This window comes from Pseudomonas bananamidigenes, assembly GCF_001679645.1.
GTDB lineage: Bacteria > Pseudomonadota > Gammaproteobacteria > Pseudomonadales > Pseudomonadaceae > Aquipseudomonas > Aquipseudomonas bananamidigenes.
Map to the genome: position 1 here is coordinate 61108 of NZ_LRUN01000010.1, position 24565 is coordinate 85672.

At 58.8% G+C, this 24565-nt stretch carries 23 protein-coding genes; 20 read left to right on the top strand and 3 right to left on the bottom strand.

Going from position 1 to position 24565, the window contains the following annotated elements; translation table 11 throughout:
• Positions 1-58: 58 nt before the first annotated feature.
• The 9 genes from BBF94_RS04840 (at position 59) to BBF94_RS04880 (ending at position 10403) form a co-directional block, all read left to right on the top strand.
• On the top strand, positions 59-964 hold the full coding sequence (locus tag BBF94_RS04840; RefSeq protein WP_065257911.1) for an AraC family transcriptional regulator: 906 nt from the start codon (positions 59-61) through the stop codon (positions 962-964).
• 227 nt (positions 965-1191) lie between these two features.
• The gene (locus BBF94_RS04845) at positions 1192-2502 is read left to right on the top strand and encodes an ABC transporter substrate-binding protein (RefSeq protein WP_065257912.1); all 1311 of its coding nucleotides are present in this window, start codon (positions 1192-1194) and stop codon (positions 2500-2502) included.
• A 182-nt stretch (positions 2503-2684) separates the two neighbouring features.
• A complete protein-coding gene (locus BBF94_RS04850) occupies positions 2685-3611 on the top strand; it encodes a carbohydrate ABC transporter permease (RefSeq protein WP_065257913.1) in 927 nt (308 codons plus the stop codon).
• Positions 3612-3619: 8 nt separating this feature from the next.
• Positions 3620-4450, top strand: a complete 831-nt coding sequence (locus BBF94_RS04855; RefSeq protein ID WP_065257914.1) for a carbohydrate ABC transporter permease — start codon at positions 3620-3622, stop codon at positions 4448-4450.
• 23 nt (positions 4451-4473) lie between these two features.
• Positions 4474-5577 carry an ABC transporter ATP-binding protein gene (locus BBF94_RS04860; protein WP_065257915.1) on the top strand — a complete coding sequence of 368 codons (1104 nt, stop codon included), beginning with the start codon at positions 4474-4476 and terminating at the stop codon, positions 5575-5577.
• Positions 5578-5592: 15 nt separating this feature from the next.
• Positions 5593-7065, top strand: coding sequence for a mannitol dehydrogenase family protein (locus tag BBF94_RS04865; protein WP_065257916.1), 1473 nt, complete (start codon positions 5593-5595; stop codon positions 7063-7065).
• A 224-nt stretch (positions 7066-7289) separates the two neighbouring features.
• Entirely contained in the window at positions 7290-8786 is a 1497-nt protein-coding gene (xylB, locus tag BBF94_RS04870; RefSeq protein ID WP_065257917.1) for a xylulokinase, read from the top strand.
• 13 nt (positions 8787-8799) lie between these two features.
• Positions 8800-9738 carry a carbohydrate kinase family protein gene (locus BBF94_RS04875; RefSeq protein WP_065257918.1) on the top strand — a complete coding sequence of 313 codons (939 nt, stop codon included), beginning with the start codon at positions 8800-8802 and terminating at the stop codon, positions 9736-9738.
• A 44-nt stretch (positions 9739-9782) separates the two neighbouring features.
• Entirely contained in the window at positions 9783-10403 is a 621-nt protein-coding gene (locus BBF94_RS04880; RefSeq protein ID WP_065257919.1) for a transglycosylase SLT domain-containing protein, read from the top strand.
• 143 nt (positions 10404-10546) lie between these two features.
• On the opposite strand, the gene BBF94_RS04885 is transcribed toward BBF94_RS04880, so the two are convergent.
• Entirely contained in the window at positions 10547-11848 is a 1302-nt protein-coding gene (locus tag BBF94_RS04885; protein WP_065257920.1) for an OprD family porin, read from the bottom strand.
• A 268-nt stretch (positions 11849-12116) separates the two neighbouring features.
• Between BBF94_RS04885 and tssI the strand changes: the two genes are divergently transcribed.
• From tssI to BBF94_RS04920, 7 genes are all read left to right on the top strand, one after another.
• Positions 12117-14312 carry a type VI secretion system Vgr family protein gene (gene tssI, locus BBF94_RS04890; protein ID WP_065257921.1) on the top strand — a complete coding sequence of 732 codons (2196 nt, stop codon included), beginning with the start codon at positions 12117-12119 and terminating at the stop codon, positions 14310-14312.
• Position 14313: 1 nt separating this feature from the next.
• Positions 14314-14877: a transglycosylase SLT domain-containing protein gene (locus BBF94_RS04895; RefSeq protein ID WP_082302368.1), complete on the top strand. Its 564-nt coding sequence runs from the start codon at positions 14314-14316 to the stop codon at positions 14875-14877.
• Positions 14874-15407, top strand: coding sequence for a hypothetical protein (locus BBF94_RS04900; RefSeq protein ID WP_065257923.1), 534 nt, complete (start codon positions 14874-14876; stop codon positions 15405-15407). Before BBF94_RS04895 ends, BBF94_RS04900 begins: the two co-directional genes overlap by 4 nt.
• A 149-nt stretch (positions 15408-15556) precedes the next feature.
• A complete protein-coding gene (locus BBF94_RS04905; protein WP_065257924.1) occupies positions 15557-17629 on the top strand; it encodes a type VI secretion system Vgr family protein in 2073 nt (690 codons plus the stop codon).
• The gene (locus tag BBF94_RS04910) at positions 17626-18477 is read left to right on the top strand and encodes a DUF4123 domain-containing protein (protein WP_065257925.1); all 852 of its coding nucleotides are present in this window, start codon (positions 17626-17628) and stop codon (positions 18475-18477) included. The genes BBF94_RS04905 and BBF94_RS04910 overlap by 4 nt, the downstream gene beginning before the upstream one ends.
• A gap of 59 nt (positions 18478-18536) precedes the next feature.
• Positions 18537-19331, top strand: coding sequence for a hypothetical protein (locus BBF94_RS04915; protein WP_065257926.1), 795 nt, complete (start codon positions 18537-18539; stop codon positions 19329-19331).
• A gap of 12 nt (positions 19332-19343) precedes the next feature.
• Positions 19344-21473 (top strand): lipase family protein, encoded by a 2130-nt coding sequence (locus BBF94_RS04920; RefSeq protein WP_065257927.1) that lies wholly within the window; start codon positions 19344-19346, stop codon positions 21471-21473.
• A 90-nt stretch (positions 21474-21563) separates the two neighbouring features.
• Here BBF94_RS04920 and BBF94_RS04925 read toward each other — a convergent pair whose 3' ends face one another.
• Positions 21564-21860: a hypothetical protein gene (locus BBF94_RS04925; protein WP_065257928.1), complete on the bottom strand. Its 297-nt coding sequence runs from the start codon at positions 21858-21860 to the stop codon at positions 21564-21566.
• Between the two features lie 495 nt (positions 21861-22355).
• On the opposite strand from BBF94_RS04925, the gene BBF94_RS04930 reads away from it, so the two are divergent.
• Positions 22356-22622: a DUF2790 domain-containing protein gene (locus BBF94_RS04930; protein ID WP_065257929.1), complete on the top strand. Its 267-nt coding sequence runs from the start codon at positions 22356-22358 to the stop codon at positions 22620-22622.
• Between the two features lie 90 nt (positions 22623-22712).
• Positions 22713-23111: a hypothetical protein gene (locus tag BBF94_RS04935; RefSeq protein WP_065257930.1), complete on the top strand. Its 399-nt coding sequence runs from the start codon at positions 22713-22715 to the stop codon at positions 23109-23111.
• Here the strand turns inward: BBF94_RS04935 and BBF94_RS04940 are convergent.
• Positions 23108-23377 (bottom strand): DUF1652 domain-containing protein, encoded by a 270-nt coding sequence (locus BBF94_RS04940; RefSeq protein ID WP_065257931.1) that lies wholly within the window; start codon positions 23375-23377, stop codon positions 23108-23110. The two genes, BBF94_RS04935 and BBF94_RS04940, sit on opposite strands and share 4 nt — an antisense overlap.
• A 369-nt stretch (positions 23378-23746) precedes the next feature.
• Here BBF94_RS04940 and eco point away from each other — a divergent pair, with 369 nt between their 5' ends.
• Together eco and BBF94_RS04950 are read left to right on the top strand one after the other, a co-directional pair.
• Positions 23747-24232 carry a serine protease inhibitor ecotin gene (gene eco / locus BBF94_RS04945; RefSeq protein WP_065257932.1) on the top strand — a complete coding sequence of 162 codons (486 nt, stop codon included), beginning with the start codon at positions 23747-23749 and terminating at the stop codon, positions 24230-24232.
• Positions 24233-24252: 20 nt separating this feature from the next.
• Positions 24253-24558 carry an NIPSNAP family protein gene (locus BBF94_RS04950; RefSeq protein WP_065257933.1) on the top strand — a complete coding sequence of 102 codons (306 nt, stop codon included), beginning with the start codon at positions 24253-24255 and terminating at the stop codon, positions 24556-24558.
• Positions 24559-24565 lie beyond the last annotated feature (7 nt).

Here is a 24565-nt window from a genome sequence, read left to right on the forward strand (position 1 = left end):
GCGCAACGCGCTTGCAAAGAGGCATGATCGCCGGGCGATAACAAAAAAGTGCCCAGCCATGACCCGCACAGCCCGCGTGACCGACCCTTCTTACGAACTGATGGATGACCACAACGGGTTGTCCATCATCTATCGCCAGCACGGTTTCCCTTGCCCGCTGGTGCGCTGGCACTTTCACAAGGAATACGAGTTGCACTTGATCGTCGCCAGCTCGGGCAAGGTGTTCATCGGCGACTACATCGGCAATTTCCACCCGCAGACGCTGTTTCTGACCGGCCCCAACCTGCCGCACAACTGGATCAGCCAGGTGGCGGAGGACGAAGTGGTCGAGAAACGCGACATGCTGGTCAACTTCACCGATGAGCTGTTCGAAAGCGGCCATCAAGTGTTTGCCGAGCTGAAAACCCTGGCGCCATTGCTGGAACGTGCCCAGTACGGCATCGAGTTCCGGTGCCCGCACACGATCCGCCAGGCCACAAATCTGATGCAAAAGATTGCCGACACCCGGGGCATCACCCGTCTGGGGCACTTTTTCATTTTGATGGAGCTGCTCGCCGCCACTGACGACTATCAACTGCTGTCGGGCGTGACCACCCCGCAACTGGCCGACGAACACAATATCGACCGCACCAACCGCGCGGTGGATTACATCTTCGCCCACTACGCCCGCGAACTGCCGCTGGAGGAAGTCGCCGAGCATCTGGGCATGAAAACGACCTACTTCAGCCGTGTGTTCAAACAGGCGACGGGGCGCAACTTCATCGAGTTCGTCAATCGCCTGCGCATCAGCAAATCCTGCGAGTTGCTGGCGGACGGCGACAAACCGGTGACCGAGGTGTGCTTCGAGTCGGGTTTCAACAACATCTCCAATTTCAACCGACGCTTTCAGCAACTCAAAGGCATGACACCCTCGCACTACCGGCGTCTGGTGGTACAGCGTCTGACGGAGCAGAACCACGGCTGAACGCTGAAAACCTGTACGGTTTCATTACCCTCGCCTTCCTGAAATGCCCTTCCCTGTGCTGGCCGCCTCAATCCCGAGTGCAAAAAAGTATCGATTCAAGTGTCAGGGATGATTTGTCAGCCCTGCGTCGGAAGGCTGTAATCAGTGCACATTCTTCCCCCGCCGGAAGAACACAAAAACAATAACTGTCCTTCTGTAACCCGCCGGGTGCAGAAAAGGAGTGCACGATGCAACCCACTGCAAAAGCTCTGCTGGCCCTCACCTGCATGACCCTCAGCAGCGTCAGCCTTGGCGCCCAGACCCTGACCATCGCCACCGTCAACAACAGCGACATGATCCGCATGCAAAAGCTCTCGAAAACCTTCGAGACCGAGCACCCGGACATCAAGTTGAACTGGGTCGTGCTGGAAGAAAACGTCCTGCGCCAGCGCCTGACCACCGACATTGCCACCCAGGGTGGCCAGTTCGACGTGTTGACCATCGGCATGTACGAAGCCGCACTCTGGGGCGCAAAAGGCTGGCTGGAGCCAATGAAGGACCTGCCGGCCAGTTACGCCCTCGACGATGTGTTCCCGTCGGTGCGTGAAGGTCTGTCGGTCAAGGGCTCGTTGTATGCCCTGCCGTTCTACGCCGAAAGCTCGATCACCTATTACCGCACCGACCTGTTCAAGGACGCCGGCCTGACCATGCCCGAGCGTCCGACCTGGGAGCAGATCGCCGGCTTCGCCGAGAAACTCACCAACAAGGACAAGGAACAATACGGCATCTGCCTGCGCGGCAAGGCCGGCTGGGGCGAGAACATGGCGCTGATCACCACCGTGGCCAACGCCTATGGCGCGCGCTGGTTCGATGAGCAGTGGAAACCGGAATTCAGCGGAGCGGAATGGAAAAACGCGCTGAACTTCTACGTCGACACCATGAAAAAGTCCGGGCCACCCGGCGCATCCAGCAACGGCTTCAACGAAAACCTCGCGCTGTTCAACAGCGGCAAGTGCGCAATCTGGGTCGATGCCAGCGTTGCGGGCTCGTTCGTCACCGACAAGACCCAAAGCAAGGTCGCCGATCATGTCCGCTTCACCTATGCGCCGCATCAAGTCACCGACAAAGGCTCGGCCTGGCTGTACTCGTGGGCGCTGGCGATTCCCACCAGCTCAAAGGCCAAGGATGCCGCCAAAGAGTTCAGTGCGTGGGCCACCTCCAAAGAGTACGGCGAACTGGTCGCCAAGACCGACGGCATCGCCAACGTACCGCCGGGCACTCGTGCCTCGACCTACAGCGACGCCTACATGAGCGCCGCGCCGTTTGCCAAGGTGACGCTGGAATCGCTCAAAGCGGCCGACCCGAGCAAACCGACCCTCAAACCGGTGCCTTACATCGGCATTCAACTGGTGACCATCCCCGAGTTCCAGGGCATCGGCACCCAGGTCGGCAAGCTGTTCTCGGCGGCATTGATCGGCCAGACCACGGTCGACCAGGCACTGACCGCTGCACAGCAAACCACCGAACGCGAGATGAAGCGCGCGGGTTATCCGAAGTAGCCGCTCCTCATTTCAATTGTGGCGAGGGAGCTTGCTCCCGCCGCTGCGAAGCGGCCCCGAAAAACCAGCATGCGGTTTATCAGACATATCGTGTTGACCGGTTAACGACTGCTTCGCAGCCGAGCGGGAGCAAGCTCCCTCGCCACAGATATCTCGCTGTTTCCGAGTAAGTGACCACCACCATGAATACTTCAACTGCCAAAGCCCACATCGACCTGTCGCACCCCCGGCGCAAAAACCGCGTGGCCAACCCCGGCTGGTTTCTGGTCAGCCCGTCGGTGGCCCTGTTGCTGCTGTGGATGATCGTGCCACTGGGCATGACCGTCTATTTCTCGATGATCCGCTACAACCTGCTCGACCCGGGCATCAACGAGTTCGTCGGGCTGGATAACTTCACGTTCTTTCTGACCGACTCCGGCTTCCTGCCCGGTGCCACCAACACGTTGTTGCTGGTGGGCAGCGTGCTGCTGATCAGCGTGGTGTTCGGCGTTTTGATCAGTGCGCTGCTGGAGGCCAGTGAATTTCTCGGTCGCGGCATCGTGCGGGTGATGCTGATTTCGCCATTTTTCATCATGCCCACGGTCGGGGCGCTGATCTGGAAGAACCTGATCTTCCACCCGGTGTCCGGAATCCTGGCGTACATCTGGAAGCTGTTCGGCGCACAACCGGTGGACTGGCTGGCCCATTACCCGCTGCTGTCGATCATCATCATTGTGTCGTGGCAATGGCTGCCCTTCGCGATCCTGATCCTGATGACGGCCATGCAGTCCCTCGACCAGGAACAGAAGGAAGCCGCCCGCCTCGACGGCGCCGGTCCTGTGGCGATCTTCTGGCACCTGACCCTGCCGCACCTGGCGCGACCGATTGCCGTGGTGGTGATGATCGAAACCATCTTCCTGCTGTCGGTGTTCGCCGAGATTTTCACCACCACCAATGGCGGCCCCGGCTACGCCTCGACCAACCTCGCCTACCTGATCTACAACCAGGCGCTGGTGCAGTTCGACGTCGGCATGGCCTCGGCCGGCGGCCTGATCGCCGTGGTCATCGCCAACATCGCCGCGATCATTCTGGTGCGGATGATCGGCAAAAACCTGACTGACAAAGCCTGAGGCCCGCCATGACTCTTCAACAATCCCGCCGACTGCAAAGCCTGCTGCTCGGCACGCTGGCCTGGGCCATCGCGATCATCATTTTCTTCCCGATCTTCTGGATGGTACTGACCAGTTTCAAGACCGAAATCGACGCCTTCGCCACACCACCGCAGTTGTTCTTCACGCCTACGCTGGAGAACTACCTGCACATCAACGAGCGCAGCGACTACTTCAGTTTTGCCTGGAACTCAGTCGTGATTTCCTTCAGTGCCACCGCCCTGTGCCTGCTGATCGCGGTGCCGGCGGCCTACTCGATGGCGTTCTACGAAACCCAGCGCACCAACGGCACGCTGCTGTGGATGCTCTCCACCAAGATGCTGCCGCCGGTGGGCGTACTGATGCCGATCTACCTGCTGGCCAAGAGTTTCGGCCTGCTGGATACGCGCATCGCGCTGATCGTGATCTACACGCTGATCAACCTGCCGATCGTGGTCTGGATGGTTTACACCTACTTCAAGGACATCCCCAAGGACATCCTCGAAGCCGCCCGCCTCGACGGCGCCACCCTCGCCCAGGAAATGCTCCGCGTACTGCTGCCCATCGCCAAGGGCGGCCTGGCCTCGACCGTACTGCTGTCGCTGATCCTGTGCTGGAACGAGGCGTTCTGGTCGCTGAACCTGACCTCGTCCAAAGCCGCTCCGCTGACCGCGTTGATCGCTTCCTACTCAAGCCCCGAAGGCTTGTTCTGGGCCAAGTTGTCGGCCGTCTCGACGCTTGCCTGCGCGCCGATCCTGATCTTCGGCTGGATCAGCCAGAAACAATTGGTCCGCGGCCTGTCGTTCGGCGCCGTCAAATAAGAATTCGCAAGAGGAGCGCCACCATGGCCAACCTGAAAATCAAGCATCTGCAAAAAGGCTTCGAAGGGTTTTCCATCATCAAGGGCATCGACCTTGAGGTGAACGACAAGGAATTCGTGGTGTTCGTCGGCCCGTCGGGCTGCGGCAAATCCACCCTGCTGCGGCTGATCGCCGGGCTCGAAGAAGTCAGCGGCGGCACCATCGAGCTGGACGGGCGCGACATCACCGAAGTCAGTCCGGCCAAGCGTGACCTGGCGATGGTGTTCCAGACCTACGCGCTGTACCCGCACATGACCGTGAAGAAAAACATGTCGTTCGCCCTCGACCTGGCTGGCGTGCCAAAAGCCGAAGTCGAGAAGAAAGTCGGCGAAGCGGCGCGCATTCTCGAACTGGGCCCGATGCTGGAACGCAAACCGAAACAGCTGTCCGGCGGTCAGCGTCAGCGCGTGGCCATCGGCCGGGCGATCGTGCGCAACCCGAAAATCTTCCTGTTCGACGAACCGCTGTCCAACCTCGACGCCGCGCTACGGGTGCAAATGCGCCTGGAGCTGCTGCGCCTGCACAAGGATCTGAAAGCCACCATGATTTATGTGACTCACGATCAGGTCGAAGCCATGACCATGGCCGACAAAGTCGTGGTGCTCAATGGCGGCAGGATCGAACAGGTCGGCTCGCCGCTGGAGCTGTATCACCACCCCGCCAACCTGTTCGTCGCCGGGTTCCTCGGCACGCCGAAAATGGGCTTCCTCAAGGGCAAGATTGCCCGAATCGATGGCCCGAGCTGCGAAGTCTCGCTGGACGCCGGCACCCGCATCACCCTGCCTTTCAACGCCTCGCACCTCAGTGTCGGCAGCGCCGTGACCCTCGGCATTCGCCCGGAACATCTGGAACTGGCGCAATCGGGCGACTGCACCCTGCAAGTCACCGCCGACGTCAGCGAACGACTGGGCAGCGACACCTTCTGCCACGTCACGACCAACGCCGGCGAAGCCCTGACCATGCGCGTACGCGGTGATCTGGCGAGCCGTTACGGCGAACAACTGAACCTGCACCTGGACGCCGCCCACTGTCATCTGTTCGATGCCGACGGCGTGGCGCTGACCCGCCCGTTGCGCGCCGCCGCCTGATTTCGAGACCGACCGATGAAACTGAACCAACAGAACCTCAATCGCCTCACCGCCGAAGTGAAACTCCCGGCCTACAGCCTCAGCGAAACCCGTCAGGGCATCGCCCACATCGGCGTCGGGGGGTTCCACCGCGCACATCAGGCGTATTACACCGACGCGCTGATGAACACCGGCGAAGCGCTGGGCTGGGCCATTTGCGGTGTCGGTCTGCGCACCGAAGACCGCCGCGCCCGGGACGACCTCAAGGAACAGGATTACCTGTTCACTCTGTTCGAACTCGGCGACAGCGACGACACCGAAGTCCGCGTCATCGGCTCGATCCGCGACATGTTGCTGGCCGAGGACAGCCCTCAGGGGCTGATCGACAAACTCGCCGATCCGCAGATCCGTATCGTCTCGCTGACCATCACCGAGGGCGGCTACTGCATCGATGACAGCAACGGCGAGTTCATGGCGCACCTGCCACAGATTCAGCACGACCTGACCTACCCGCAACAGCCGCAAACCGTGTTCGGTTTCCTCTGCGCAGCCCTGGCCAAACGACGCGCAGCGGGCATTCCGGCGTTTACCGTGATGTCCTGCGATAACCTGCCGCACAACGGCGCCGTCACCCGCAAGGCGCTGCTGGCCTTCACCGCGCTGCTGGATCCGGATTTACGTGACTGGATCGATGCCAACGTCAGCTTCCCCAACGCCATGGTCGACCGCATCACGCCCATGACCAGCACTGCGCATCGCCTGCAACTGGCAGACAAACACGCCGTCGACGACGCCTGGCCGGTGGTCTGCGAGCCCTTCGTGCAATGGGTGCTGGAAGACAAATTCGTGAATGGCCGCCCGGCCTGGGAAAAGGTCGGTGTGCAGTTCACCGGCGATGTTTCGCCCTACGAAGAGATGAAGATCAAACTGCTCAACGGCAGCCATCTGGCGCTGACCTATCTGGGCTTTTTGAAGGGTTACCGTTTCGTCCACGAAACCATGAACGACCCGTTGTTCGTTCGCTACATGCGCGCCTACATGGACCAGGACGTGACCCCGCAACTGGCATCGGTGCCGGGCATCGACCTAACCGAATACAAAAACACGCTGGTGGCGCGATTCTCCAACCAGGCGATTGCCGATCAACTGGAGCGGGTGTGTTCGGACGGTTCGTCGAAGTTTCCCAAATTCACCATTCCGACGATCAATCGGTTGATTGCCGATGGGCGCGAAACCAAGCGCGCGGCGCTGGTGGTGGCGGCGTGGGCGCTTTATCTGAAGGGTGTGGACGAGAATGGCGACACTTATTCGATTCCGGATCCTCGGGCGGCGTTTTGTCAGGCGTTGGTGGCGGATGATGCGCTGATTACCGAGCGGTTGTTGGGGGTTGAGGAGATTTTCGGGGTGGCAATTGCGCGTTCGGCGGAGTTTGTCGCAGCATTCGAGTGGTGTCTGAACAGCTTGCGAGAAGAAGGCGTCACTCGGACTTTGGAACAGGTTCTAGCCTGAAAAGCCCCTCATCGGAACGCCGCCCGCCTAGCCCTCTCCCGGAGGGAGAGGGAACCTACCGAGGTGCTCTTTCGAGATACATCGACCTGAACGTTTTGAGTCGAACTCAGGAATTGAAAGGCTCCACGATCTGCTCCCTTTCCCCCTCTCCCCTTTGGGGCGGTCCGACGTTTCGGGAGGGTTGGGGTGAGGGGTAGTCGCAAAAAAAACAACAGGTTCACACCATGAACAACCAACAACTCTTCCTCGGCATCGACTGCGGCACCCAAGGCACCAAAGCCATCATCCTCGACGCCACCAGCGGTCAGGTCCTGGGCCAGGGTGCCGCTGCCCACACGATGATCAGCGGCGCCAACGGCCGTCGCGAGCAAGACCCCGCGCAGTGGCTGGAAGCCTTCGCCCTCGCTACCCGCCGAGCTTTATTGGCGGCCAATGTCGACGGCCAATCGATCCTCGGCATCGGTGTTTCCGGCCAGCAACACGGTCTGGTGCTGCTCGACGACCAGGGCCAGGTCCTGCGCCCGGCCAAGCTTTGGTGCGACACCGAAACCACGGCAGAAAACGATCGCCTGCTGACTTGCCTCGGCGGCGAAACAGGCGCGCTGGAACGCCTCGGCGTGGTCATTGCGCCGGGCTACACAGTGTCCAAACTGCTGTGGACCAAGGAACAACACCCCGCCGTATTCTCACGGATCGCAAAAATCCTGCTGCCCCACGACTACCTGAATTTCTGGCTGACCGGCCGTGCGTGCAGCGAATATGGCGATGCGTCCGGCACCGGCTATTTCAACGTACGCACCCGGCAATGGGATTTGCAGCTGTTGCGCGACATCGATGCCAGTGGCCGTCTGCAAGCGGCGCTGCCGGAGTTGATCGACGCCCATCAAGCCGTGGGCACGATCCTGCCGGCGATTGCCGAGCTTCTGGGCATCAACCCCAATGCGCTGGTGTCCAGCGGTGGCGGCGACAACATGATGGGCGCCATCGGCACCGGCAATATTCAGTCGGGGGCGATCACCATGAGCCTCGGTTCGTCCGGCACGGTGTACGCCTACGCCGAGGCGCCCAGGGTCAGCCCGGATGCCTCGGTCGCGACCTTCTGCTCATCCAGCGGCGGTTGGCTGCCGTTGATTTGCACCATGAACCTGACCAACGCCACGGGGGCGATCCGCGAGCTGTTCGAGCTGGATCTCGACACCTTCAACGCCTTGGTGGCCCAGGCGCCGATCGGCGCCGAAGGCGTAAGCATGCTGCCGTTCCTCAACGGCGAACGCGTGCCTCCCCTGCCCCACGCCACCGGCAGCCTGCATGGCCTGACGATCGATAACCTGACCCGTGCCAATCTGTGCCGTGCCGCCGTCGAGGGCACGACCTTCGGTTTGCGATACGGACTGGATCTGCTGCGCCAGAATGGTTTACAAAGCCGCAGCATTTGCCTGATCGGCGGCGGCTCGAAAAGTGCGGTGTGGCGGCAGATCGTCGCCGACATCATGAACACCCCGGTGATCTGCACCGAGCAAAGCGAAGCCGCCGCCCTCGGCGCGGCGATTCAGGCGGCATGGTGCAAGGCGTGGTCGAACGGCCACGAAGACAGCCTGACCGACTTGTGCGAGCGCTGCGTGAAGCTCGACCTGAACAGTGAAACCCTGCCGGTTGCCGCCAATGTCGCGGCCTTCCAGCAGGCCTATGAACGCTATCGACAGCATGTCGCAACCTTATAAAGAGCAAACAACTATGTACCTGGTGTGTGGCGAAGCGCTGTTCGATTTCTTCAGCCAAGACGATGCCGGCGGGCAGGCATCGAAAGTCAATTTCAAGGCGATTGCCGGTGGCTCGCCATTCAACGTGGCAGTGGGTTTGCGTCGCCTGGGCGTGGACTCGGCGCTGTTCGCCGGGCTGTCCACCGACTACCTCGGCCGGCGCTTGCGGCAAGTGCTGCAGGACGAAGGCGTACGCCCGGATTATCTGGTGGATTTCGCCGCCCCGACCACGCTGGCCATGGTCGCGGTGGGCGCCAATGGTTCGCCGCATTACAGCTTTCGGGGCGAAGGTTGTGCCGACCGGCAGCTGAGCCTGGCGCATCTGCCGACGCTCGGGCCTGAAGTACGCGGCCTGCACTTCGGCTCTTTTTCGCTGGTGGTGCAACCGGTGGCCGATACCCTGCTCGCCCTGATCCAGCGCGAAAGCGGCAAACGCCTGATCAGCCTCGACCCGAACGTGCGCCTCAATCCCGAGCCGAACATCGACCTGTGGCGCGAGCGGATCGCCACACTGGTAGAGCTGGCCGACCTGATCAAGGTCAGCGACGAAGATTTGAGTCTGCTGTATCCGGAGCAGGACCCGCAGCGTGTGATCGAAGGCTGGCTGCAGCATCGCTGCCAGGTGGTGTTCCTGACCCGAGGGGGTGAAGGCGCGACCGTATTCAGCCGTGCTCACGGCTCATGGTCGGTGCCGGCGTCTTCGGTGAAGATCGCCGATACCGTCGGTGCCGGCGATACCTTCCAGGCCGCATTGATCACCTGGCTGACCGAGCATGAGCTGGATTCGGTGGACGGCGTACAGCATCTGCAACGCGAACAGATCGACGCCATGCTCAGGTTTGCCGTAGAGGCGGCCGCCCTGACGTGCAGCAAGACAGGTCCGGATTTGCCTTATCGCCATCAGTTGACCTGACCGCGTAGACTGGCGCCCTTTTTTGCACGACGGGATGACGGCTTTTGAATTCGGGGCGCACGGCTGGACTGTTGGTATTGGCGGCACTGTTGAGCGGTTGCGGAACATCGCCGCCGCGTTCACCGGAAAACCTCTGCGAGATTTTCCGCGAGAAAAGTGATTGGTACGACGCCGCGCAAGTCACGCAAAAGCGCTGGGGCGTGCCGATCCAGGTGCCGTTCGCGATCATGTATCAGGAGTCCGGCTACCGCTACGACGCCAAGACCCCGCGCAAATACCTGCTGTGGGTGATCCCGTGGGGCCGGGTCTCGACCGCCGCCGGTTACGCCCAGGCCAAGGATGAAGTCTGGGCCGACTATCAGAAAAGCACCGGTCGCCATGGCGCCGACCGTGAAGATTTCGATGACGCCATCGACTTCGTCGGCTGGTACATGGACAAGACCACCTCGATCAACGGGGTGTACAAGTACGACGCCTATAACCAGTACCTCAACTACCACGAAGGCTGGGGCGGCTTTCGGCAGAAGACTTATGCCAGCAAGGCATGGTTGCCGCCGGTGGCGCGCAAGGTGCAGAACCGCTCGGACATGTACGGCCAGCAATACGCGGCGTGCAAGGATGACTTGAATCGCGGGTTCTGGAGCCGGTTCTGGCATTGGCTGTAGCGTAGACGGCAAAGACACCTTCGCGAGCAGGCTCGCTCCCACATTGAGATCTGCGTCGCCCCATATCCTGGGGCCGCTGAAGATCCCCCGTGGGAGCGAGCCTGCTCGCGAAAGCAATTGAACAGGCTCTACAGCTCTAACGATTACAACACCGAAAAGTTGTAGCTCACGATCAACCGGGTCTCATCCACGTCCCGGGCGAACTTCTCGTAGTTGGTGCGATAAGTCGCGTTACGCAGACGCAGGCTGACGTCCTTGAACGTCCCGCTCTGGATCACGTACTTCAGCTCGCTGTCGCGTTCCCACTCTTTGCCTTCCTGATCGCTGCCCGGCACCTTGATGTGATCGCCGTTCACGTAACGGGTCAGGAAGCTCAGGCCGTTGATGCCGATAGCCTTGAAGTCATAGTCGTAACGCAGCTGCCAGGAGCGTTCCTGCGCGGCGGCGAAGTCGTTGACCTGCACGTAGTTCACCAGGTACGGGTTGCTGCCATCGAGGTACGGCATCGAGTTGTCGCCGTTCATGCGCTGCCAGCCGGCGCTGAAAGTGTGGCCGCTGATGCCGTAGGACAGCATGCCGCTCAAGGCCCGGTTGTCGATGGAACCGGCTTTCGCATCGCCGCTGTCGGCGCTTTTCAGCAACCGCAGATCGGCTTTCAGTACACCCTCACCCAGCGGCTGGTTGGCCAACAGGCCGACGAAGTGCTGGCGATAGATATCTTCCAGCTCGGCGTAGTGATACTGAGCGGTCAGACGGTCGTTGATCTTGTAGTCGAAGCCGTACATGTCGAAATGATCGGCGGTGGTGTTGCACGCATAGCGCTTGTTCTTGCAGTGCACGCGAATGTCCTGGGAGTCGGTCGAATCCCGAGCGGTGTACTTGTCCAGGCGTGCGGCCATGAAGGTCAGGTCCTTCACTTCCTTTGAAGTCAGCATCGCGCCGTTGAACATGGTCGGCAGCAGGCGACCATCGTTGTACTTGAGCAACGGCAGATCCGGCAGCAGCGCGCCGTACTTCAGCACCGAGTCCGAGATTTTGACCTTGGCGGTCAGGCCCATTTTTGCGTACTGACCTTTCGAACCGCGCGGGTTGTCGCCGCTGGACGGCAGCAGGCCGCTGTTGCTGCGGTCGGGGCTGGAATCGAGCTGAAAGCCCGCCATGCCCAGCGCATCGATACCAAAACCGACGGTGCCTTCGGTATATCCCGATTGCAAATTGAGAATGAAACCCTGCGCCGACTCTTCGCGCTTGGAAGCGCCCTGATCACTGGAGGTGTGCCCGTCGCGGAAATCGCGGTTGAAATACACCGTGCGCGATTCGATCTTCGCTGTGGTGTCTTCGAAAAAACCGCCGGCCTGGGTCTGCGTGGTGAAACCGGCGCACAGCACCAAGGCTCCGAAGCCAAGCGACTGGCGCGGGGTGATGAGGGGAAATGGGGGACGCATTGAAAACTCCGACAAAACAACGATTGCGCAGGCGCGCAAACAAAACAGAAACGGCTCCCGTCCCGGCACAGTGAAGTGTCGGGAGGAAGTGAACACGCGGGGGTGAGCGCCCATGATGGCAGATGGCTTTGACGTGCTACAGGCGACTTTAGTCTGAAATTGACCGGCAGTTCAGATCAGCGTCCGGTCTTCAGAAACTTACGATTGTGCGAAGCCGGTGAATCCCGCTACATTTGCCTCCTGCTTATTCACGGACGGAATTCAGAGCATGCTGGACGCCAATGCCATTCATATCAGCTTCTCGATCGAGGGGGCTTCGGCCGACCTCCAGGTCCTCAGCTTCACCGGCCGCGAAGCCCTCAACGAACCGTTCCGTTTCGACCTCGAACTGGTCAGCGCCCGTCCCGACCTCAAACTCGAAGAACTCCTGCACAAGCCCGGTTGCCTGACCTTCGGCGCCACCGGCGAGGGCAAGATCCATGGTCTGGTGTATCGCATCGAGCAAGGCGATTCCGGCAAGACCCTGACCCGTTACAGCATCAGTCTGGTGCCGCAACTGGCCTACCTGCGGCATAACCATGACCAGCAGATTTTCCAGAACCTCAGCGTGCCGAAGATCATCGCCCAGGTGCTCGAAGATCGCGGCATTCTGGCCGATGCCTACAGCTTCCAGCTCAACGCCGAGTACCCGGAACGCGAGTACTGCGTGCAGTACGACGAGTCCGATCTGCATTTCATCCAGCGCCTGTGCGAAGAGGAAGGCATTCATTTCCACTTCCAGCACAGCAGCAACGGCCACAAACTGGTGTTCGGCGACGACCAGACCGTGTTCCGCAAACTGAAACCGGTGAACTACCAGCAAGACTCCGGCATGAGTGCCGACAAACCGGTGATCAAGCGCTTCAACCTGCGCCTGGAAACCCGCACCAGCCGCGTCAGCCGCCGCGATTACGATTTCGAGAAACCGAAGATCCTGCCCGAAGGCGCAGCCAAATCCACATTCGCCCCGGACCTGGAAGACTACGATTACCCCGGCCGCTTCACCACCCGCGAGCGCGGCAAGTTCCTCTCGACCCGTGCCCTGGAACGCCATCGCAGCGACTACAAACTCGCCGAAGGCCAGGGTGACGAACCGACCCTGACCACCGGCCATTTCCTCACGCTGGCCGAACATCCCCGCGCCGAATGGAACGACCTGTGGCTGCTGCTGGAGATTTTCCACGAAGGCAAACAGCCGCAGGTGCTGGGGGAAAACGTCACCAGCGACGTCACCGACAGCAAGAGCGATTTCCATCAGGGCTACCGCAACTCGTTTGTCGCGACACCGTGGGACGCCCACTACCGCCCTGCCCTCGAACACCCGAAACCGAAAGTCCTCGGCAGCCAGACCGCCATCGTCACCGGCCCCGCCGGCGAAGAGATCCACTGCGACCAGTACGGCCGCGTGAAAGTGCAATTCCATTGGGACCGCGAAGGTCAGGCCGACGACAAGACCACCTGCTGGCTGCGCGTCGCCAGCGGCTGGGCCGGCGCGGCCTACGGTGGCATCGCCATCCCCCGCATCGGCATGGAAGTGCTGGTGACCTTCCTTGAAGGCGACCCCGACCAGCCATTGGTGACCGGCTGCCTGTACCACAAGGAAAACGTCGTCCCCTACGATCTGCCGGCGAACAAGACCCGCAGCACCTTCAAGACCCTGAGCTCCCCGGGCGGCAAAGGCTACAACGAGTTCCGCATCGAAGACAAGAAAGGCGCGGAACAGATCTACATCCACGCCCAGCGCGACTGGGACGAAAACATCGAGCACGACCAGAAAATCCGCGTCGGCAATGAACGCCACGACACCGTTGAGGCCAACACCCTCAGCGAATTCAAGGTCGAGGAACATCGCATCACCCATCTGGACCGCAAGAGCGAAATGCGCGCCAACGATCACCTGACCGTAGGCGTGAGCCAGCATGTGAAGGTCGGCACCGGGCAGTTCGTTGAAGCGGGTACGGAGATTCATTACCACGCCGGCGAAAAAGTGGTGATTGAAGGCGGGATGGAGCTGACGGCCAAGGCTGGGGGGAGTTTCGTCAAGGTGGATGCGGGTGGCGTGACCATTAGCGGTGCGGAGGTGAAGGCCAATACCGGGGGTGCGCCGGGTACCGGCACTGGGATCGGGATTCTTACTCCCCTGATTCCAGCCGCAGCCGCCGTAGGGAGTGTCGGGCAATTGCTGGAGCGCAAGATTGTCCCCGAGAAATCCGAACATGACCTGGACTTTCTTGTCACCAGTCAGGACACCGGGCTACCGCTCAAGAACTTTCCCTACGTTATCAGGACCACCTCCGGCAAAAGCATCGTCGGCCGCACCAATGAAGAAGGCAAGACCGCAAAGATTTCGAGCACTGAAGCGGAAATGGCAGTAATCGAAGTCTTTGATGACATTCCACCGATCAACCCGGGATGGGACGATTGAAATGGCTGAAAAAAAACCACTGACCACCACTCAGAAGCCACTCACGCCGAAAGCGGACACGGCCTCAGCAAAAGTTGCCGTGGATGACAGTAAACGCTTGAAAGAAATCCGCAAACTGGTTGAAGCCAATAACCAATCCACGATTGATACCAACACCGTAATTTGCCAGATCTACATGGAATCGCGTTTCGATCCTGAAGCCGGTCGAGGGAAGCACGCAGCCAGGGGACTCATGCAAATGCAGGAACCTGCAGTCAAGCAAGTCTATAAATACCGTAAGAAAAAGGAACTGGGTCGTATGCCCAACCAGGCCCAGACTGACGAGGCATTCAGTGCCGGAGCGGCTTTTTACGCGTCTCCCCTTATCTGGGACGAAGCCCAGAACATCAGAATCGGTACCGAGTACATGCAATATTGGCTGGACATTTCGAGTTCCACCGAGGAGGCATACAAAAAGTACCGCGGTAAATCGAACGGGGTTTATTACCGCAAAATCAGTGAGTGTGCCAGAAAGCTGGACGCCAGCCCCAACTCTATGGAAGTGCTCAGAGATACATTGAAATGAAAAAACTGTGGTTCCCTTTCCTCCTCGCACTTGCCTGTGATCCCGCTTTTGCAGACGCCCCAAAAACCCTTCTGGACTGCCCCCTTTCGGACGGCTCGGTGGCCTCTCTGCTGTCCACCTCCAGCGAGGACGGGCAAAGACTTTCCGTCAAAATCGATAACCACACCGAAACGGCTTTCACCGACATGCCCGATTCAGACTTTGTTGGTGAAGTCGCCATGGCCAAATGCACGGGTTCCGGGCTGATCTACGCCATGAACTATGGCTCTCCGTATTTGAAAGGTGCCTTCATTCGCAGGCATCCGGGCAGCAAAGTTCTGGAACGCATCGATTTTGCCGAAAAGGCCCTCCCGGTTTCTCTGTACCTGAATGCGCAGCAGATGCGCCTGGTCATCCCCAACAATGGTTATGAGATCCCGGAAAAATTCATCGTCTACGACTACACCAGTCCGAAGGGCCAGCCGGAAGAACCCAAAGGGATGAATGTGATGCCTGACAAGAAAGGCTTCGAAATCATCAAACTGAAATGACCGCGTAGTCGTACAGCCTCGTATTCGTTGGCGAAATCGCCCGTCCTAAGGGAAAACCCTACGCCCCTGACGGGCATTTGCGGGTTGTACGAGCCGGGCTAATCCTGCACCATCCGCCCCTTGCTTATTCAATGGACGGAAATCAAGGCATGCTGGACGCCAATGCTACGCACATTACCCTCACGCTCGAAGGCGCTTCCGCCGACCTGCAAGTCCTCAGCTTCACCGGCCGCGAAGCCCTCAACGAACCGTTCCGTTTCGACCTCGAACTGGTCAGCGCCCGTCCTGACCTCAAGCTCGAAGAGCTCCTGCACAAACCCGGTTGCCTGACCTTCGGCGCCACCGGCGAGGGCAAGATCCACGGTCTGGTGTATCGCATCGAGCAAGGCGATTCCGGCAAGACCCTGACCCGTTACAGCCTCAGTCTGGTGCCGCAACTGGCCTACCTGCGGCACAACCACGACCAGCAGATTTTCCAGAACCTCAGCGTGCCGAAGATCATCGCCCAGGTACTGGAAGATCGCGGCATCCTGGCCGACGCCTACAGCTTCCAGCTCAACGCCGAGTACCCGGAACGCGAGTACTGCGTGCAGTACGACGAGTCCGACCTGCATTTCATCCAGCGCCTGTGCGAAGAGGAAGGCATTCACTTCCACTTCCAGCACAGCAGCAACGGCCACAAACTGGTGTTCGGCGACGACCAGACCGTATTCCGCAAACTGAAACCGGTGAACTACCAGCAAGACTCCGGCATGAGTGCCGACAAACCGGTGATCAAGCGCTTCAACCTGCGCCTGGAAACCCGCACCAGCCGCGTCAGCCGCCGCGATTACGATTTCGAGAAACCGAAGATCCTGCCCGAAGGCGCAGCCAAATCCACATTCGCCCCGGACCTGGAAGACTACGATTACCCCGGCCGCTTCACCACCCGCGAGCGCGGCAAGTTCCTCTCGACCCGTGCCCTGGAACGCCATCGCAGCGATTACAAACTCGCTGAAGGCCAGGGTGACGAACCGACCCTGACCACCGGCCATTTCCTCACGCTGGCCGAACATCCCCGCGCCGAATGGAACGACCTGTGGCTGCTGCTGGAGATTTTCCACGAAGGCAAACAGCCGCAAGTGCTGGGGGAAAACGTCACCAGCGACGTCACCGACAGCAAAAACGATTTCCATCAGGGCTACCGCAACTCGTTTGTCGCGACACCGTGGGACGCCCACTACCGCCCTGCCCTCGAACACCCGAAACCGAAAGTCCTCGGCAGCCAGACCGCCATCGTCACCGGCCCCGTCGGCGAAGAGATCCACTGCGACCAGTACGGCCGCGTAAAAGTGCAATTCCATTGGGACCGCGACGGCCAGGCCGACGACAAGACCACCTGCTGGCTACGCGTCGCCAGCGGCTGGGCCGGCGCGGCCTACGGCGGCATCGCCATCCCCCGCATCGGCATGGAAGTGCTGGTGACCTTCCTTGAAGGCGACCCCGACCAGCCATTGGTGACCGGCTGCCTGTACCACAAGGAAAATGTCGTCCCTTACGACCTGCCGGCGAACAAGACCCGCAGCACCTTCAAGACCCTGAGCTCCCCGGGCGGCAAGGGCTACAACGAATTTCGCATCGAAGACAAGAAAGGTGCGGAGCAGATCTACATCCACGCCCAGCGCGACTGGGACGAGAACATCGAGCACGACCAGAAGATCCGCGTCGGCAATGAAAGGCATGACACCGTTGAGGCCAACACGCTCAGCGAATTCAAGGTCGAGGAACATCGCATCACCCATCTGGACCGCAAGAGCGAAATGCGCGCCAACGATCACCTGACCGTGGGCGTGACCCAGCATGTGAAGGTCGGCACCGGGCAGTTTGTCGAAGCGGGTACGGAGATTCATTACCACGCTGGCGAGAAAGTGGTGATCGAAGGCGGGATGGAGCTGACGGCCAAGGCCGGGGGGAGTTTCGTCAAGGTGGATGCGGGTGGCGTGACCATTAGCGGTGCGGAAGTGAAGGCCAATACGGGTGGTGCGCCGGGGGTGGGTTCCGGTATCCAGATTCTGGAGCCGGTCATCCCGTGGGCCGCCGCCAAAGACAAGGCAGGCACCCTGCTCGTCCCTGCTGCCGCGCAAATGGCCCTGGCCAAAGCTGCGCGCAAGGCCGGTGACACCCGCTGCCCGATCTGCGAGGCCTGCCGTGAAGGCAAGTGTGATTTGGGAGCCGTGGCATGAGTGACGCGCTCAACAACTGGCTGGGTGAACAATCGCGCCTCAATCGCGTACTGATCCTCGTGCTCGACTGCCTCGCCGAACCGAACCCGGTCACGCCGTTGTACAGCGCCGGCGTAATGCAGCGCTCGGTGCAGCTCTACCGACGTACCGAGTTCGCCCAGTTTGCCGCCATCAGCCCATGGCTGACCGAACTCGAAAACCCGGGCAGCGAAGCGGTCACCCAATTGCTGGATGACCCGCAGCGTAACTGGGGCTGGATCGGCAGCATGGACAAGGCTGATCTCGACAGCCTGACCCATCACTGGATCGCCCGCATGGTCATCGACGAGGACGGCGATCGCTCGCTGTTCCGCTTCCAGGACAACCGCGTACTCGCCCGCTGCCTGGCCAACATGAAAGACACCGAATGGCCACTGCTGCTCGGCCCGATCAGCAGCGTGCTGTATTGGGATGAAGATCAGTGGAAAGGTGCGGACAACAGCAGGCCGGGCATGTATGCCGTGCCGAATCCGGCGCCTTGGCTGCAAGTCCCTACCCCGCCGGAACGAACCCGCGAAATCCTGCGAGCCAACCTTAAACGCTGGCTGTTGGTGTATCACGCCGAAACCGCCGCGAAACTCTCCGAAACCCGCCCAATCCTTGAATGGCTGGAAGAACAGATGGATCTGCTCGAAGCCTGGCAATGGAACGCACCAGAGCAACGGGAATTCATGTTGACCCTGCGCCTTGACCCCAAAAATGCCGGGGATGTGGCCTGGCAGCCCTTGCCGGGGGAAACACCGAAAAAGCATTTCGAGCGGTGCGCACGGTTTTTCGCTGTTCACAGCGATGACGTCGCACTGAATTGAAATCAAGACCTTGGGCGTCACTCGCTCGAAACGACCGCCACGGGACAAAGGACAATCAAATGCGTCATCGCAACGTTTTCAATGGTTTTTTTCGTAGTTTGATGATTGGGCTGGGTGCAATTGGGGCTACTGGTTGTTCGGTTGCTCAGCAGGACAGCTTTACGTTGGTGACTGAGCTTCCGCCAGGGTTTGAGATACTAGTTGAGGCGAAGTATGTGCCTCGGATGGGTGAGACGTGCAGTGTCCCTGTCAAGAGGGGACGTGAACATCCAGGTTACAAGTTCTTCGAACAGAAACACAGTGATAAGGCCCAAACTGCGAACTTTCAAGTTCCTTTGACCAGTATCGAAGGGGGATGCCCGCTCGTTTTGGATAATTTCGATTACGAAATTTATGCCAAATATGCCGCCGGCCCTTCTGACGTTGGAAGAGACTACTCAGGAGTTGGATTTCAGGAAGGTACGACGGACAAAGGAAGTCTTCCCTCTCCTCTGATGTTACAACGACAGTGTGAGTGGTTGTTTCGCACCACTGGGCCGGATCGAAATATCGTTAAGATCTTAAAATGCGCTCCAGTGGACACAGCGGAACAAGTAAACGGCTCCGTTGCGAAAGGGCCTTTGCAACGCACGCAGTTGGCAGGAAAGACGTTGAACGTTTCTTTCTCAATGTCCAATGAGGAAAGGCCAGCTGTCGGAGACAACTGGGTGAAATTCCCCAATGGATGGAAGAGGTGCATGGGCAAGAGTCTCGAAGACCCCTATGCATTCTGTCGCGGTAACACAACCGATTTCAAACCTTTCAAAATGCCGGACGGACGCGATTGCACCATCTATCCGACGTGTACCGAATAAGGACATTCATTAATGACGGTCAAAAAAGTAGAGCAACCGCTACTCAAAAACACCAAAGAACCCTGTCCGCTCAGAGGCACAAAAGTCCGTTTTCGACTGGTAGATGAGTCTGGTGATGGCAAGCCCTATGCCGGTTTGAAATATGTCGTAACCGACAGCGTCGAACAACGCTATGAGGGTACGCTTGATGCGGCTGGCTTTGGAGAAGTGTTGAACCACTATGAAGGCCCTGTTGTTCTGACAGTAGATCAGCCTTACGCCGGAGCGGAAGAAGAATATAACTGGTTGATGACACGTCCGAACTACCCGCTGAAAATCAGCGAATTACAAGTTCGAGCCGAAAAAACGCGCTTTATCCGTAAGGATGGCCAACGGGTTGACAACAACCCTGCAAAAGCTGAAGCGGGCCAGTTTTTTCATGTCGAAGTACGTCATCTTGTTGAAAAGAATTCGCATCTTCCTCCAGAGTCAAAAGCGAAATATCCTCCTAACCAGAACCTGCTGAAAGTCATGGGAGACATCGGCTTTGGCCCGGAGCAATCAAAGCTTTGGGGCGTTGCCCTAGTGCCAAACACACTCACAGTTCTTGAAGTTCGCCCGTTACGGGCTTTCCGCCCAATGCTTTCAAGAGACAATAAATTCAGCGCATTGAATTTGTACCAGCTCTCATTGTTTGCCACATTGAGCTATTGCGACTTCGGACAGGTACCAGCAGAACAGCCTACCGACACCGTCAGTTTTCCTCTCGACCCGAGCGTAGGAAACATGTTCGGCGAAGGCATGGCTTGCTATAAAGAATCGTGGAAGATCGATGCCAAACAATCATCGGCTTACTATCCGCTGTATGAAGATGTGCCTTATTCAAAACGTTTCGAAATCCTACCGTTCGACCCTGCCTTGTATGATCAAAACAAGCCTGAGCGTGGGCCAGAACAGGAGCATCCAGCGAAGTGGCACTTTTTCGATGACAGCAAAAAGAAAGGGGGCACCAATACTCAAGCATTCATCACCCATCACGACGAAATCATTCTTATTTCCATACGTGGGACATTAGAAGCCGTTGACTTTTTGCGTGATACCGATGCGGAGCAAATTCCGGTAAACCCCGGTGTGGGCAAGGCGCACCAAGGTTTCTACCAAGCCTATGAAGCGATGAGTAAGTTTGTCGAAACTTATCTCAATAGCTTTCATGTAAATCAAAAAGTCATCATTTGCGGCCATAGTCTTGGAGGCGCCATAGCGACTCTGCTTGCAGAAGCACTAAGACAGGGTTCAACAAAGTACGACATTCTCCTCTATACATACGGCTCACCCCGCGCAGGCGATGCAGACTTTGTTCAAGGCGCAGCGGCCTTGGCACACCACCGCATGGTCAACGATAACGACCCGATTCCAAGCGTGCCAGCGCCGTGGATGAACACTCGCAAAAGAATCTGGATGCCTGGTGCCGTCCTTAGTTTTATCACGGCGCCATTTGGCGCTCTGATTTTTGCCTTGGGTCTGAGTCGAACAGGAGGTTCACCTTACGAGCATCAGGGCGATCTGCACCACTTTATGCCTGTGCACTTCAAAGGGCGTGAGCAATCTTCCGTACTGTGGAACCCTGGATGCGAGTCCATCGAAGAAGCCGCGTGCACCCGGGCGGTGAAAAAGTTCGGCGACTTGCCTGATCGCGCCATGTTTATCCGCCAGCTGTTCAAGATGTCTGACCACTTCATGCTGGCATCTTACATTCCAAATGCATGGGCAACGTTGCGCCGCTGGCAACAGACCCAGGAAAGCGGCGGCACGGTGGTTACAAAGACTGAATACGACCAGATCTACTACCAATTGCAGGAAATGCAGGATCGCTTGAAAGCCAAAGAGGCGGAGTTGAACAGTCCTTTCCAATCCGATCGCCGAGCCGCCATGCAACAGGCAAGTGTATTGAGAGCGGAAATCGGTAGACTGGACACCTCTCGCCAGCGCCTTCATACCCTGAACTATCTCAAGCTCACACCTGAGGACATCTACGGTTCTGCCACTCAGGCATCAGAACATGATCAGAACGTTGAACGATGGCTGGCGAAGAAAGAAAACAATGTGGAGGTTCGACTCGCGATGATTCCTCAGGCGGGTAGTGCTCAGCTAAGGACTGCGTGATTCGGTATGAACATCCGATCTCACCGGCTTCATCCAGCCCAATGACCAAGGGGAGTCCAGACGGACTCCCCTTTTTGCTTTTGCGTTCCGTCAAACCGGCGCCTGCCAGTTCAACATCCGTTGCTGCGCAACCTGCAGCAAATCATTGCCGTCCTGCGCCAGCAGGTACAGTGCATGGGTGATGTGGGGAATGTCCTGGACATCGGCGTGTTTGAAGCACAGGCAATGCAGGGTTTCGAGCAGGTCGGCGGCGGCGCGTACGCGTTGGACGGCGGCTTCGAAGATGTCTTGGGGGTTGGCTTCGGTGTCGATGACCAGCGGTGCGCTGTCGGTGACGCCGCTGTTGAGCGGGAGGTAACGGGCGGAGCTTAGTTTCAGTATTGGCATTGGAATGACTCAAGGCAGCTTGAATGTAACCGCCGGCACCGTGACCAAACGATGGGGAGGCGGACTGTGTACAGGCTTGGTCAACCGAGAACCACCCGACTCGGCTCGCCCGAAGGCGACCCTGCACACAGCCGCCACAGCAATGCACTCCACAGACACGAATGTCCGTCGGGGCGAATAATGGCACACATGCACAGGTGATTACGTTAGGTGACCAAACCTAAGTCGCTGATTTTGCAGCGACACCAAAACCATAACCGCCCCGCTCCAGCCGCCGGAAGCAGACAAGGCAGCGGTTCCTGTAGGAAGGCGCCGAGACTCCCCCGAGAAACAATCCCCCGTCAGACAGCCGGCGTTCAGCCCGGTTAACCCTCGCTTAACGCCGTGGTCAAAGACTCTAGTCATCCGCACGCTCTCAGCTGATGCTGACGCCCAGTGCGGCAGGTCTGGCGTGTTTCACGCCGGGCTTTCTATCCGTCGCACGGGAGTCACTCCATGAACATTCGTCCGTTCCTGCTCACCACCGTCCTCGCCTGCACTGCGTTTGCCGGGCTGGCCCAGGCCAATGACACCACAACCACCAAAGCAGTGCCGTACACCTATGGCATGCCGTTGAACGTGGCCAAAGTGGTGTCGATGAGCGAGCAGCCAACCAAGGCCTGCAAAGTGATCGATGCCGACATGAAGTACATCGACACCAATGGCAAACCCGAAGAAATCACTTACCGGAAAATGTCTGACGCCTGCGACTTCCAGAACTGACAGAAAGCTCTGATTTGCAGCTTTGCGGTAGGCGGGCAAGGGTCCCGAAGGTTATGCTCGGGGCCCTCCTCACTGCCGCAAGGATTCGCCATGCAGTTGTCGTTTCGCACGTTGTCGACCATCACCTTTTCCCTGTGTTTCCTGCTGGCGCTGGCCTGGGGCCTCGTGCCGCAAATACTGCTTTCGATCTGGAGCATTGAGTACTCCGAGGCGGCAGGATTTGTCGCACGACGCATGGCGGTGCTGTTCGCGGCGTTGGGGGTGATGTTCTATATGGTGCGCAACGCGCCAGTGTCGATCGCGCGCAATGCGCTGAGCAACGGTTTTATCGTCGGCTGCTTTGGTCTGGCCGTACTGGGTTCTGCCGAATGGCTCAACGGCCATGCCGGCCCCGGGATTCTGCTCGCGGTGCTGGTCGAGTTCGCGCTGGGCCTTGGTTTCGTGCAGGCCCGGCGCGTGACGGTCGAACTGGGTGAAACCGTGGGTTAACCCACTTTCAAACGCTGTGCAGGCTGATGATTGGCTGTGCGTTGCGCAAGATCGGAGCGCAACCCGGCAATCAGGCCGTTGATTTCTCGGCAACTGTTCAAGTGAGTGGCATCGATGCCGCTGACCAGCAGATCGACCTGGTCGGTCTGATGGTCGCCGAATACCTTGACGGTCATCGACAGATCCGAAGACAGCGTGCATTGACAGCGTTTCGGCAGAAAGCTGCTTTCAATGATGTTGCGCAGTTCCAAGGCAGACAAAAACATGGCGAACCCTCTCCTTTCTGTGAGACTGCCAATCAAGTATTCACAAGTCCGTTACCACTGTTCCCGGCAGGTGTGTCCCCGCTGAATCCCTGGGTGTGGCAAGCGGCTGTACTGCGAAATGCCCATTGGAGTGTAGGCGCCCGGACTCGGTACGCCGCACCCGAACAACGCATAAAACGTGCCGTCCATCGGGTCGTGTTAACTCCGTTGAAAATCAATGGCTTGGCGAAAGCATCAGTCTCTGGTCCGTTGCAGAATGCAAGATCACCCCATTTGCGCCACGCATTTTGCAATCCACCGGTGGTTTGCATTCATGGCGCACGGCAGTGAAAATGCCCCCAACCACCCTACACCCGCCAGGAGGCTTCCATGGGAAAATTCACTGTCTACGCGACCGCCGGCCTGATGCTCGCGAGCGTCTCTACCCTTACTCACGCCGCCAAACTCGAAGACACGGCGCCCTACCCCAAAGCCGAAGCGGGCTTTACTCGCCAGGTCATTCACCTGCCGCAACAGGCCCAGGAAGACAACTTCAAAGTCGAAATCCTCGCCGGCAAAACCCTTGAGGTCGACTGCAACCGCCAGCGCCTGGGCGGCACTCTGGTAGAGAAAAACCTCGAAGGCTGGGGCTATCCGTTCTACCGCCTGGAACAAGTCAGCGGCCCTGTGAGCACGCTGATGGCCTGCCCGCCTGGTACCCAGAAAAAGCGCGCCTTCGTACCGGTGATCGGTGAAGGCTTCACCGTGCGCTACAACAGCAAGCTGCCGATCGTGGTCTACGCACCGAAAGACGTCGAGGTGCGTTATCGCATCTGGTCGGCTTCGGACAAGGTCGGCACTGCCATTCCCGAGTAACTCGCCAAGGAGCAGCGGCATTGATTACCTGCCATGTCAGATACGTGATTGATCCCTACCAGCTCGACGCCTTCGAAGCCTACGCCAAGACGTGGCTAGGCATCGTCGAACGGCTGGGCGGAACGCATCACGGCTATTTTCTGCCCTCGGAAGGCGCGAGCAACATCGCCTACTGCCTGTTCAGTTTTCCGTCCCTGGCGGATTACGAAAGTTATCGCCACATTGCACTGACCGACCCGGAAAGCACGGCATTGGTGGACGATCTGGTCGAAAAGAAGTTCATCGTCAGCTACGAGCGCAGCTTTCTGCGCCCGTTGTTGCCCTGATAACCCT

What these genes read in the sequence shown, in the direction of transcription:
- BBF94_RS04840 (WP_065257911.1), top strand. Translation starts at nt 59, where the DNA reads ATGACCCGCACAGCCCGCGTGACCGACCCTTCTTACGAACTGATGGAT.
- BBF94_RS04845 (WP_065257912.1), top strand. Translation starts at nt 1,192, where the DNA reads ATGCAACCCACTGCAAAAGCTCTGCTGGCCCTCACCTGCATGACCCTC.
- BBF94_RS04850 (WP_065257913.1), top strand. Translation starts at nt 2,685, where the DNA reads ATGAATACTTCAACTGCCAAAGCCCACATCGACCTGTCGCACCCCCGG.
- BBF94_RS04855 (WP_065257914.1), top strand. Translation starts at nt 3,620, where the DNA reads ATGACTCTTCAACAATCCCGCCGACTGCAAAGCCTGCTGCTCGGCACG.
- BBF94_RS04860 (WP_065257915.1), top strand. Translation starts at nt 4,474, where the DNA reads ATGGCCAACCTGAAAATCAAGCATCTGCAAAAAGGCTTCGAAGGGTTT.
- BBF94_RS04865 (WP_065257916.1), top strand. Translation starts at nt 5,593, where the DNA reads ATGAAACTGAACCAACAGAACCTCAATCGCCTCACCGCCGAAGTGAAA.
- xylB (WP_065257917.1), top strand. Translation starts at nt 7,290, where the DNA reads ATGAACAACCAACAACTCTTCCTCGGCATCGACTGCGGCACCCAAGGC.
- BBF94_RS04875 (WP_065257918.1), top strand. Translation starts at nt 8,800, where the DNA reads ATGTACCTGGTGTGTGGCGAAGCGCTGTTCGATTTCTTCAGCCAAGAC.
- BBF94_RS04885 (WP_065257920.1), bottom strand. Translation starts at nt 11,848, where the DNA reads ATGCGTCCCCCATTTCCCCTCATCACCCCGCGCCAGTCGCTTGGCTTC.
- tssI (WP_065257921.1), top strand. Translation starts at nt 12,117, where the DNA reads ATGCTGGACGCCAATGCCATTCATATCAGCTTCTCGATCGAGGGGGCT.
- BBF94_RS04895 (WP_082302368.1), top strand. Translation starts at nt 14,314, where the DNA reads ATGGCTGAAAAAAAACCACTGACCACCACTCAGAAGCCACTCACGCCG.
- BBF94_RS04900 (WP_065257923.1), top strand. Translation starts at nt 14,874, where the DNA reads ATGAAAAAACTGTGGTTCCCTTTCCTCCTCGCACTTGCCTGTGATCCC.
- BBF94_RS04905 (WP_065257924.1), top strand. Translation starts at nt 15,557, where the DNA reads ATGCTGGACGCCAATGCTACGCACATTACCCTCACGCTCGAAGGCGCT.
- BBF94_RS04910 (WP_065257925.1), top strand. Translation starts at nt 17,626, where the DNA reads ATGAGTGACGCGCTCAACAACTGGCTGGGTGAACAATCGCGCCTCAAT.
- BBF94_RS04915 (WP_065257926.1), top strand. Translation starts at nt 18,537, where the DNA reads ATGCGTCATCGCAACGTTTTCAATGGTTTTTTTCGTAGTTTGATGATT.
- BBF94_RS04920 (WP_065257927.1), top strand. Translation starts at nt 19,344, where the DNA reads ATGACGGTCAAAAAAGTAGAGCAACCGCTACTCAAAAACACCAAAGAA.
- BBF94_RS04925 (WP_065257928.1), bottom strand. Translation starts at nt 21,860, where the DNA reads ATGCCAATACTGAAACTAAGCTCCGCCCGTTACCTCCCGCTCAACAGC.
- BBF94_RS04930 (WP_065257929.1), top strand. Translation starts at nt 22,356, where the DNA reads ATGAACATTCGTCCGTTCCTGCTCACCACCGTCCTCGCCTGCACTGCG.
- BBF94_RS04935 (WP_065257930.1), top strand. Translation starts at nt 22,713, where the DNA reads ATGCAGTTGTCGTTTCGCACGTTGTCGACCATCACCTTTTCCCTGTGT.
- BBF94_RS04940 (WP_065257931.1), bottom strand. Translation starts at nt 23,377, where the DNA reads ATGTTTTTGTCTGCCTTGGAACTGCGCAACATCATTGAAAGCAGCTTT.
- eco (WP_065257932.1), top strand. Translation starts at nt 23,747, where the DNA reads ATGGGAAAATTCACTGTCTACGCGACCGCCGGCCTGATGCTCGCGAGC.